This window comes from Spirosoma knui (genome assembly GCF_054780635.1).
Window position 1 is genome coordinate 877,055 of record NZ_BAAGVY010000002.1, and the last position, 11,788, is coordinate 888,842.

At 51.7% G+C, this 11,788-nt stretch carries 8 protein-coding genes; 6 read left to right on the forward strand and 2 right to left on the reverse strand.

The window, feature by feature from the left end; genetic code table 11:
- Positions 1–27 precede the first annotated feature (27 nt).
- Positions 28–4,020, reverse strand: coding sequence for a hybrid sensor histidine kinase/response regulator transcription factor (locus tag ACYVIY_RS08425; protein WP_460975861.1), 3,993 nt, complete (start codon positions 4,018–4,020; stop codon positions 28–30).
- 153 nt (positions 4,021–4,173) lie between these two features.
- Between ACYVIY_RS08425 and ACYVIY_RS08430 the strand changes: the two genes are divergently transcribed.
- From ACYVIY_RS08430 to ACYVIY_RS08450, 5 genes are all read left to right on the forward strand, one after another.
- Positions 4,174–4,623 carry an SRPBCC family protein gene (locus tag ACYVIY_RS08430; protein WP_460975862.1) on the forward strand — a complete coding sequence of 150 codons (450 nt, stop codon included), beginning with the start codon at positions 4,174–4,176 and terminating at the stop codon, positions 4,621–4,623.
- A 182-nt stretch (positions 4,624–4,805) separates the two neighbouring features.
- Positions 4,806–6,050 (forward strand): dicarboxylate/amino acid:cation symporter, encoded by a 1,245-nt coding sequence (locus tag ACYVIY_RS08435; RefSeq protein WP_460975863.1) that lies wholly within the window; start codon positions 4,806–4,808, stop codon positions 6,048–6,050.
- Between the two features lie 103 nt (positions 6,051–6,153).
- Positions 6,154–6,561 (forward strand): RDD family protein, encoded by a 408-nt coding sequence (locus tag ACYVIY_RS08440; protein WP_460975864.1) that lies wholly within the window; start codon positions 6,154–6,156, stop codon positions 6,559–6,561.
- A 250-nt stretch (positions 6,562–6,811) separates the two neighbouring features.
- A complete protein-coding gene (locus ACYVIY_RS08445) occupies positions 6,812–7,726 on the forward strand; it encodes an ABC transporter ATP-binding protein (RefSeq protein WP_460975865.1) in 915 nt (304 codons plus the stop codon).
- Positions 7,727–7,798: 72 nt separating this feature from the next.
- Positions 7,799–9,121 (forward strand): ABC transporter permease, encoded by a 1,323-nt coding sequence (locus ACYVIY_RS08450; protein ID WP_460975866.1) that lies wholly within the window; start codon positions 7,799–7,801, stop codon positions 9,119–9,121.
- A gap of 77 nt (positions 9,122–9,198) precedes the next feature.
- On the opposite strand, the gene ACYVIY_RS08455 is transcribed toward ACYVIY_RS08450, so the two are convergent.
- Entirely contained in the window at positions 9,199–9,939 is a 741-nt protein-coding gene (locus ACYVIY_RS08455) for an NUDIX hydrolase (protein ID WP_460975867.1), read from the reverse strand.
- Between the two features lie 161 nt (positions 9,940–10,100).
- Between ACYVIY_RS08455 and ACYVIY_RS08460 the strand changes: the two genes are divergently transcribed.
- On the forward strand, positions 10,101–11,738 hold the full coding sequence (locus tag ACYVIY_RS08460; RefSeq protein ID WP_460975868.1) for a carboxylesterase/lipase family protein: 1,638 nt from the start codon (positions 10,101–10,103) through the stop codon (positions 11,736–11,738).
- Positions 11,739–11,788: the final 50 nt, after the last annotated feature.

Here is an 11,788-nt window from a genome sequence, read left to right on the forward strand (position 1 = left end):
GTGCAACCTTGGATCGAGCGGACTCGCCTAAATGACTTCCTGCCGGTTTTGGTCTACGTACTCAGAGGGAGTCAGGTGGTATTGCTCTTTGAATACCTTTGAGAAATAGGCCGGCGTATCGAAACCAACCAGATCGGCCACGGCGGAAATCGACGCGCCCGTTAACAGTAGCTCGGCGGCCCGGCGAAGTCGTACAACCCGAATCAGTTCATTCGGGGTCATGCCGGTCATTGCCTTGATCTTCCGGTTCAGGTGCATCCGGCTCATACCTACCGAAGCGGCCAAAGGTTCCACCCCAAAGGTTGAATCATCTAAGCGAGTTTCGAGGACTTCATATACCCGGTTCATAAACTCGTCCTGGGGAGCCTGACTTGCGGTCGGAAGATGCCCTTCGCGAAGTAACTGAGCCCGATAATGTAACCGCATGCGCTGCTGCTGCTCCAGCCGGTTACGAACGCGCCCCAGCAGCTCATCGACCTGAAACGGCTTGGCTACGTAATCGTCGGCGCCGGCAGCTAACCCTTCGACCCGGCTCTCCAGGGCCGCTTTGGCGGTCAACAAAATGATTGGGATATGACTCGTTGCCGGATTGTCTTTCAGTTGCCGACAAAGCTCGTAGCCATTCAATTCGGGCATAATCACATCACTAATGATTAAATCAGGTCCCTCCGCAATGGCGGTATCAATCCCTTGCTGGCCATTACTGACCCGGTGAACGTGCCACTCGGCAGACAGCACCGAAACGACATAGTCCGCAATGTCGTCATTGTCTTCGACCAGCAGTATGTGGGCTGCGTTGGTGTCCAGCGGAATGCCAGTCGCTTTGGTATTCACCGACTGGCCGTCTAGCTGAGCAGGCACACTCTGCGCAAGAGCCGGACGACAGGGGAGCTCAATGGTGAACGTAGTGCCCACATTACGTTCACTTTCGACGCTCACGCTGCCGTGCATCACTTCGACGAGTTCCTTAACCAGCGCGAGACCAATGCCTGATCCACCTACAGAGCCATCTACGGATGGATTGGTCTGGTAAAACCGGTTGAAAATCAGCGGAAGTTTTTTAGAATCAATACCAATGCCTGTATCGCGAACAACGAGTCGAATGCGTTCGGTTTGGGTTATTGTCGGCTGGTCAGCGTTGCCCATTTGACCCAGCGCTGAAATCGTTACGCTCACCAGGCCATTTTCCGGGGTGAACTTCAACGCATTCGACAAAAGGTTGTTGAGTATCTTCTCAACCTTATCCGAATCAAACCAATAATACGGCTGCGTTAACTGGGTACTGGTCTGTAAGTGAATATACTTCCGCGACGCTTCTTCGTTGAATACCGTCGTTATGCGTTCCACGAACTCCGGTAAATCACCGGGGGCAGGCGTAACGCTCAGCTTACCCGCGTCGAGTTTGGCCAGGTCAAGGAGTTCGTTGATAAGCCGGAGAAGCCAATTCGCGTTCCTGTAGATCAGGGATAAACGATTTTGACGCTGGTCTTCAGCAATGGTTTTGTCGGTCAGTAACTGTTCTAACGGTGTTAGAATTAACGTGAGCGGAGTACGAAACTCGTGGGTGATATTCGCGAAAAAGCGGGTTTTCAGCTCGTCCAGATGCTTGAGCTGCGTAGATTCCTGTTCACGCAGTTCCATACGAGACTTTAACCGAATCCGGTTAAGGCGGATGCGCAGAAATAAGCCAATCGCACCGAGCAGCAGCAATACATATAGTACGAAGGCCCACCAGGTTGCCCAAACGGGTGGCTCAATAACAAGTCGAATCTGCCGGGTGTGCGGACTCCAGACACCGGATGTGTTGGACGCGTTCACCATGAAGGTGTACGTTCCTGGCGACAGATTCGTGTAGGTAGCCGTGGCTACGTTACCACTGTAGACCCAGTCTTTGTCAAGCCCGACAAGTTTGTATCGGTACTGGTTCTTTTGGGTGTTATTGAACTGTAGCGCGGCAAAATCGACGGAGATAAAATTCTGCTGATGATCCAGAATGATCTCCGGCGTTTCGTTTATATCCTGCTGAATAGGCGAATTCGGCGTGTTGGCGTGTATTGGCTGGTTATTGATCCGTAAGCTCGTTAACGCAACCAGCGGCTTAAACGCGTCCTCGTTCACCCGGCGCGGATCGAAGATGGTGTAGCCCCCGATACCCCCAAAAATCAGTCGGCCATCGGGTAAGGTTACGTCATGAAACCGGTTGAATTCTTCATTGGGTAGGCCATCGTCGGCGGTGTAGCTCCTCACTTCGTAGGTTCGGCTATCGAAGCGGCATAGGCCCCGGTTGGTGCTCAGCCAAAGGTGGCCATCTGCGTCCGGCCGTATGGCATAGATCACGTTATTGGGCAAGCCCTGCGCTACCGAAAACCGGCGGATGCGACCTGTCAGCTTGTCGAGCTGGCATAAGCCGCTGCCGAAGGTGCCAATCCACAAATGGTTGTATTGCGCCGGGTCCTGGGCTAAACAAAGCAAGGTGTTATTCGGCAAGGCACCCTCGCCCCCCGCGTGCCAGCGTACCAGCCGCTTGGTCGACAGATCGGCCCGGAGCAGACCGTGGTTTTTCGTGGCCAAATAGATACGTCCTCCATCAACCACCATCGCCTGAATCTGATACGGATGATTGGCAGGCAGCGGTAACGGGAATGCCGTAAACGTTTCCAAATCAGGGTTATGACGTACCACCGCCTGACTGTTTGGACCCAGTAAGCCCCAGAGCTCACCCTGAGGGCCGGTCGCTAGTGCCGTGAGCCGAAACAGACCGCCGGGCAGCCACTTGGGGTTTATACCGACTGGTTTTACTGCATCAAACGACTGCCGGGCCGCATCATACCGGTAGGGGGCGGTTCCTGAACTGCTAAGCCAAAGCGTTTTGCGCCGGTCTACCAAGTAGCGGATGTTAAAGGCCGTTTGTTGTTGAATGGCGGGTGGAATGGCGGATAGGGGAATCTGAAACTGCTGCGTAAGCCAATCGATATGGAATCCAAGGGTATAAGGCCAAGCCCGAAACGCCTTTTTGTTCAGGTCGCATTTTATGACCCCGTCGCCATTTAAGCCCATCCAAAGTACATTTGAACGGTCGACGAGTAGCGACAGGGCTGGATACTGGCTGAGCTTGGGATCGGCAGGCGACGGAACCAGCCCGGTTTGGTCGGTATAGTAGTGCTGATTTACGTAGTCGGCTCCCCGCTCGTCTCTAGTAAACAAAGGAATCCGGCCCGCGGTCGGGCTGCCAGGAACGGGGATGAGTAGCCGAACGAGTCCAGTCGTTGGGGTAAAAATGGCAAACTTGCCCGGAAACCCAAGCATCAGCTCACCATTGGCGCGCTCGTGGAGATTATAAACATCTGGTTGGGGCAAACCCTGAGCAAGCTGATAATTGGTGTATTGATTAGTGATTATACTATAGCGGAACAGCCCATTGCGGGTAGCCAGCCACAACTGACCACCTTTATCGAGCAGCAGCGCATGGGTAACCTGCTGTACGGTATCATTGCGAATGGCCCACTGGCGGTGCGAGATGGTTCCATTGGCGTGCAGCCGGAAAAAGCCGTTGTTCTGCGTGGCTACCCAAACATTTCCCGCGCGATCGGGCTGAATGCCCACGAGTTGATCACGACCCAGCGCCTGACGAAACTGAGCGGAATTTGAGACGCGAGCCGACTGTTCCGTGACCGGATCGAAACAATCGACGTCGTTATTTTCGGTACGTACCCATAACCGTCCCCTGTTATCTTCCTGAATTTCGAGGATGCTGCTGAAGGATAAAGATTTCGGCTGTTGAGCGTCGTGGTTATAGATCCGGAAGCGTACCCCGTCGTAGCGACATAAACCGTCGCGCGTGGCAAGCCAGATAAAGCCACGACGGTCCTGAACCAATGATTTTATAAAACCTTGTGGTAGTCCGTCCCGTACGGTTATATATTCGGGCGTCGGTTTGTTGGTATCGGTCGGTAGGGCCGAAACGGGCAACGCTACTGACAAAACCAGCACCCAACAGAACCACCGCTTAATTTGATGCATAAGCCGACCCGGATTTTGCCCGATTCAGCTCTGTAGAAGCCGAAACCAGATGGTCAAATTCGTTCATATTAACGGGTTTATCAATTTTACGGTAGCGTTTTTTATTTAACGGTTAATTCGCCTTCACCAATCTATACACCGTCGGTCACGACCATGAAACTCGTTCTTAAAACGCAGGTAAATACTTCATTATCAATAGTGTGGTCTGGTTTCGATCGGGCTTTATTCAGTCAGCTCAGCCCGCCGTTTCCGCCGGTCGAGGTGGTTCGGTTTGATGGTTGCCTACAAGGGGATGTGGTTCATCTGCGGCTGAATTTTGGGGTGTTTCGCCAGGACTGGATCAGTCTGATAACGGATCAGCAACGTACCGATTCGGAAATTTTCTTTATCGACGAGGGCACCCGGTTGCCATTTTTTCTCCGCTACTGGCGGCATCGCCATCGGTTGATCCGCGACGAATCCGACAAGACAATCCTCATTGATGACATTACGTATCGGACGCCATTCTGGCTAACCGACTATTTGTTCTATCCCATTATGTGGCTACTATTTGCGTATCGTAAACCTATTTATCGACGCGTATTCAACAAACAAAGAGGCTAAAAACTATGGCTACGTTCGCTGTCAGTACAACGTTACGTATGGTTACAAAGATAAATTCATTTTAGTGCCGTCAAACGAAGAAGTTGAGCCGATGCATGAAGGATGTCTATTGCCCCGGCCAGCGGCTTTCCGAACTCCTAATATTCCGTTACATTTGTTGATACGGCTATTTAAACGCTTGCATGAAACTTCCCAACTTAACTACTCGCATTTTTCTGGGCATGGTGCTCGGTATCGCCATTGGTTATTTCTTTCCGGATACCAACGCTGGCTTCTCGGGTTCTGACCTGAACATCCTGTCTAAAATATTCTTACGGCTCATAAAAATGATTATCGGGCCGCTCGTATTTGCTACCCTGGTCGTTGGGATTGCAAAGCTGGGTGATTTCGGTACCGTCGGCCGCATCGGTCTGAAAACACTGGCTTATTTTTATTTCGCTACGATCCTGTCGCTGGTTGTCGGTCTGCTGGTGGTGAACATCATGAAACCCGGCGAGGTCATGAGTCTGCCGTTGCCCGCAAAGGGAACCGACACGGGAGTTGAAGTGCAGAAACTGACCTTTGATAATTTCATTACGCATATTGTGCCGACCAGCTTTATTGATGCGATGGCTACGAACGAGATTTTGCAGATTGTCGTCTTCAGCATCTTTTTCGGCATCGCCGTCGGGGCCATTGGAGAGCAGGGGAAAATCATGATTAAAGCCCTGGATGCGTTGTCTCACGTAATGTTCAAGGTGACCAGCTACGTTATGGCGTTTGCGCCCTTCGGCGTATTAGGCGCTATTGCCGCGGTGGTGGCCAAGCAGGGGCTGGGTATTCTGGCGGGCTACGCGTACCTGATTCTCTGCTTCTTCGGCGGGTTGCTCTTTTTTGTGTTTGTCGTGCTGGCGGTTATCTGCCTGGTGGTTCGAATTCCGTACATCGCCCTCCTGAAAGAAGTTCGGTCGGCTATTATTTTATCGTTCAGTACAGCCAGTTCAGAGGCTTCGTTTCCGCAGACGATCGAAGCGTTACGTCGATTTGGCTGCTCGGAGCGAATCATTTCGTTTGTCCTGCCGCTGGGCTACTCGTTTAACCTGGACGGGTCTATGCTGTATATGACGTTCGCTACGGCCTTCATCGCGCAGGCGTATGGCGTACCACTTAGCATTGAGCAGCAGATCACCATGATGCTGACGTTGATGATTACATCGAAAGGAATTGCGGGGGTGCCACGGGCGTCACTGGTGGTCATTGCCGGCACGATGTCTCTGTTTAACCTCCCCATCGAAGGCCTGGCCCTGTTGCTAGGAATTGACCAGGTGCTCGATATGGGACGTAGCGCCACGAGCGTAGCGGGCAATGCCGTCGCTACCTGCGTAATCTCGAAATGGGAAGGTGAATTTCGGACGCAACCCATTGAATCGGACGAGGTTACCGCTTAATAAACCGTTTTACCTTTCACACAATCGCAGAACGATCGTGTGTACTAACTGTGTAGGTTAGGCTTTCGTTGTTTATGTTTTCATTCACCTAAACCCGATTGCCGTGGAATCCTCATTTACTCCAGTTAGTGCTTCTGTGAAAGCGACCGCTATCCAGCGTTTTGCTGCCGCCTTTATTGACGGTCTTATTGGTAATGTACCTGTTTGGCTGCTGGCTATGGTGTCTTATAATCTGGCGATGGTTGGGTATGCCGTTGCCATTGGCTATCTGCTTACCAAGGATGCTTTGCCCTTTCTGGATGGGCAAAGCATTGGCAAAAAGCTGATGGGCATTAAGGTCATCAAAGAAGATTCGGGCCAGATGCTGACGAATGATTACGGCACCGCCATTACGCGGCAGGTTTCGTTGCTCATTCCGCTTTTCAATATTGTCGACGCCCTGATGGTATTTAGCGATGACCGAAAACGGTTTGGCGATAAATGGGCCAAAACAGTCGTTGTGAAAGCCTAACGGCGCTCAGATCCTCATAAAAAACCACAGTCCACGTCGGATTGTGGTTTTTTTATAACCGTCTGTATAGCTGTGTGGCAGTTCATCCGTAATTTGGTTGGCGGTACTGAGCAGAACACCGTAGTTTTAGTCCACAAAGACCAGGTTCGACCAAATCCGGTCTAAGCTACTCCGAGGGTCGGCGGCTGTCAGTTGGCTACGTTCGTCCTCAGATACGTTACCTCATTAACCTAAGCAAATCAATGATTTCATGACCAACATCCTCGAAACTCACAACATTGTTAAGCAGTACGCCCAACACCGAGCCCTGGATGACGTTAGCCTGACTGTTCCTACGGGTAGTATTTTCGGATTGCTCGGCCCAAACGGAGCGGGAAAAACTTCGCTTATCCGGATCATCAATCAAATCACCGCCCCCGATGCGGGTGAGGTGATTCTGGGGGGCGAACGGTTGAAACCCGACCATATTCAGCGCATCGGCTACCTGCCCGAAGAGCGCGGTCTGTACAAGAAAATGAAGGTTGGCGAACAGCTACTCTACCTGGCGCAGTTGAAAGGGCTGACCGAGAAGCAGGCGATGGACAAGTTGAAAACCTGGTTCGTGAAGTTCGATATCAAGACCTGGTGGAACAAACAGATCGAGGACCTGTCGAAAGGCATGCAGCAGAAAGTACAGTTTGTAGCTACGGTTATGCACGAGCCCGACCTGATCATTCTCGATGAACCTTTTTCGGGCTTCGACCCCATTAACGCGAACCTGATTAAAGACGAGATTCTGGAACTGCGCGACAGCGGCAAGACCATTATCTTTTCGACCCACCGCATGGAGTCGGTGGAGGAACTCTGCGATCATATTGCCCTCATTAACCGCTCGCATAAAGTGCTGGATGGTCCGAAGCGAGCCATAAAAGAGCAGTTCAAAACGCACACGTACCACGTCGAGTATCAGGGGACACTGGATGCATTACCGACCGCTTTTCAGGTGATTCATACGCAGCCCACCGATGATGGCTTCGTGCGGGCCAATATAAAGATACCACCCGATGCCAGCGTTAATGATCTGATTCGCCACTTGCTCGATCGGGTAGCTGTGCGCTCGTTCGGCGAAGATATTCCGAGTATGAACGACATCTTCATCCAGACAGTAGGCGAAACGAATGATTGAACGATCAACGAAACAGCAGGTGACCCATTGATACTTTTTTCGCTCGTGTAGTGATTTCCCTCATTAATACCTATGCATACTATTTTCCTTATCATCAAGCGCGAATACCTGGTGCGGGTTCGCAAGCGGTCATTCATCATCATGACCATTCTTGGACCACTGCTAATCTTTGGCTTCTATGCCATTATTGGCTGGGCCGCCGTAAGTTCTATAAATCAAAAGAAGGTAACTGTTGTAGACGAAAGTGGCCGGTTTACGAATCGTTTCAAGAACGATGATGAAACCGTTTTTTCGTACACAAAACAACGACTCGCAGAGGCCAAGAAAGCCTTCATCAAAGAAGGATACGATGCGCTGGTTTTCATTCCCGAAAACGTAATTGAGCAACCCAAGACTGTTCAGATTTTTGCCGAGAAGGGGGTGAGTTTAGAAGTGCAGAACAATATTGAACGAGCTATTTCGAAAGAGATCGAAACGATTAAGTTAGGGCAGGCCGGGATTACGCAGAAAGTCATTGAAGATGCCAAAGTTGACGTTGATGCGCAGACAATTAGTCTGAGTGAAGGAGGGGAAAAGAGTAGTAATTCCATTGCGATGTACGTGATTGGCTACTTCTGTGCGCTGCTGATCTACCTTTCGTTGTTGATTTATGGCACCCAGGTCATGCGGGGGGTGATGGAAGAGAAGACCAATCGAATCGTGGAGGTTATTATTTCCTCAGTAAAGCCGTTTCAGCTCATGATTGGTAAGATTGTTGGCGTTGCTCTGGTTGGTCTGACCCAGTTTATGCTTTGGATTCTACTAACAGTAGGACTGTTTTCATTCGGTGGTGCCATCATGGGGGACAAAGTTGAACGCGGTAGGCAAGCGGTACAGCCATCGGCTGTCATTGGTGCACAGAGAGTTCCGGCTCAGGACGCTAAGATGCAGCGAACAATTGTAACCAAGGTAATGGACGCCATCGAAACTCTTCCTATTCCGCTCATTGTAAGCTGCTTCCTATTTTATTTTCTGGGAGGGTACCTGCTCTACAGTGCGCTCTTCGGCGCTGTCGGCGCGGCTGTAGATAACGAGACAGAAACGCAGCAGTTTATGTTCCCAATTATGATGCCGATCATTGCAGCCATTGCGTTCGCGCAAATTGCTGCCCGCGAACCCGACGGTGCTATGGCATTCTGGACCTCAATGATTCCGTTTACCTCGCCGGTGGTTATGTTAGTACGAATTCCATTTGGGGTGCCCGGCTGGCAACTGGCTTTATCGATGGCGTTGCTGGTAGTAGGCTTTATCGGTACCATCTGGTTAGCTGCCCGTATTTATCGCGTTGGTATTCTAATGTACGGCAAGAAAGTGTCTTACAAAGAGCTGTCCAAATGGGTGTTTTACAAAGGCTAAACGAGCCTGATGTTCTTCAATACGTAATGAGCCGTATGAATCCGAAAGGTCATACGGCTTTTTGCTTATCGGATAAACTACTCGTTTGCCCTCCCCCTGGCGAACCGGTAGAGGTAAGGCGCTTTATGGGCTCCTCCGCTGAATTTTTTCTCGACACGTTCCAGGATGCCTAAGCTGAGCATTTTTCGCTGAAAGCCTGATCGATGGAGCTTCTGGCCTAAAATGGTTTCGTACAGGCTTTGTAAGTCGCCCATTGTAAATGTGTCGCCCAGCAGGTTAAAGCCAATCAGTTTCCGGTCGAGGTTAGCCTGTAGCGTTTCCAGCGCTCTCTGCACAATCTGTTCGTGATCGAGCATCAGCGGGGGGAGCGCCCCTAAATCGTACCACTCGCACCGATCGGATAGCAAATCCGGAATGGGCACCGCTTTGGTAAAGTCAATCAGGGCGTAGAACCCTACCGTGACAAACCGACGTAATAGCCAGTGCGTCTCGACCGGCGAAATGCCTTTGGCTTGCATGATGGCGCGCAACGGAGCGGCATTATGTCGGCTTGTATCGCCAAACACGTAAAACTGATCCAGATAGATGTCGTGCAGGCCGGTACGTTCCGAAAGCACCCGGCGGGCCGCATCGTTTACGTTCTCGGTTTCTTTGATAAACCCACCCGGCAAGGCAAACAGATCGGTATTCTTGTAGGCCAGCAGCAAAATTTTCAACTGATCTTCGTGGAAGCCAAACATAACCAGGTCAATGGCCAGCCCCGGTAAAAAACCGTCGCCGTTCGGATCAATTTCTTCGCGAATTAGGGGAGTGTGCATGCTATTTAAATTGTACCGCAACTAACAAAATTTGCCGCTTTCAATTTAACCGGTTATTATTGTCACAGTTTGCGACAATAATAACCGGTTTCAGAGAATATCCCGCAAAACCAGTTGAATTGCGCAGATTAATCCCTTTTCTCATGCTTAAATTAATCACCATGAAAACGCTTTTAGTGCTTTCTCTGCTGGCGGTGCAAATGGTTCCCAGGGCGCTGGCGCAGGGGAACAAAGAGTCATCGGCCCCGCGCGTCAAAACGGCGAACGGTACGGTAGAGGGCGTCGTTGAGACCAGCGGAATTCGGTCGTTCAAAGGTATTCCATTTGCGGCTCCGCCCGTGGGCGATTTGCGCTGGAAAGAGCCCCAGCCTGCTAAAAACTGGCAGGGTGTTCGGAAGGCTGACAAGTTTGGGCCACGCGCTATGCAGCGGGCCGTATTTGGCGATATGGGCTTCCGGTCTGACGGGATGAGTGAAGATTGCCTGTACCTGAACGTATGGACGCCTGCTACGTCCGGTAAGGAAAAGCTGCCAGTGCTGGTGTATTTCTACGGGGGCGGTTTTATCGCTGGAGACGGCTCGGAGTCGCGCTACGACGGCGAAAGTATGGCTCGCAAAGGCATTGTAACGCTTACCGTAAATTACCGACTGGGGCCGTTCGGCTTCATGGCGCACCCCGAATTAACCAAGGAATCTCCGCATAAGTCGTCGGGGAACTACGGCTATTTCGACCAAAGTGCGGCCCTGCGTTGGGTACAACAGAACATTGCCGCCTTCGGGGGCGACCCTAAGCGGGTGACCATCGCCGGAGAGTCGGCCGGTTCGATCTCGGTCAGTGCGCAAATGACGTCGCCCTTATCCAAAAACCTGATCGCCGGCGCTATCGGCGAAAGTGGTTCACTGCTCGGTACGTTGCCGCCCGTTACGTTGGCCGAAGCTGAGCAGAGTGGCGTTAAATTCGCTGAACAGCTTGGCGTTAAGTCGCTGGCCGAATTACGGGCCCTGCCCGCCGAGCAGATTCTGGAAGCAACGGCCAAGCCGAGCACACCGCGTTTTTCGTCTACGATCGATGGCTATTTCTTTCCAAAATCACCCGCTCAGATCTTCGCGGCTGGCGAACAGGCCAAAGTTCCCCTGCTGGTTGGCTGGAACTCGGAGGAAATGAACTACCGGGCGGTGTTAGGTAAAGAATCGCCGACAGCCGAAAATTACACGAAGGCGGTACAAAAGTTATACGGCGAACGGGCCGACGAAGCCCTGAAACTCTACGCGGGCGCATCCGAAGACGAAATTCAGCAGGCCGCTACCGACCTGGCGGGCGATCGGTTCATTGGCTACAGTACGTGGAAGTGGGCGGATATGCAGAGCAAAACCGGTGGCGGCAAGCCCGTATACCGCTATTTCTACGCCCGTCCCCGTCCGGCCATGACGGCCCAGATGGGCGACGCAACACCGGGGTTAGCCGGGGGCGTCGTGCGGGGTGGTGATGCAAACGCGGTGAAGATGCCTCCCGCTCGTGGTGCGGTACACTCAGCCGAAATCGAGTATGCAATGGGTAACCTGGCGTCGAACAAAGTGTACGCCTGGACGCCCGAAGACTACAAAGTTTCGGAACTGATGCAGAACTACTTTGCCAACTTCATCAAAACCGGCAATCCGAACGGTGCTGGCCTCCCCAATTGGCCAACCGCGAACGCCGGGACGAACGTGCAATATATGCGCCTGGATGTCGACAGCCACGCCGAAACGGAAAAGCACCGTAACCGGTATCTGTTCCTCGATCAATTCTCCGCGAAGTAATAGCTTTGTAGCAACGCTAAAAGCTTAATAACAGCCCAAACATTCGTAAA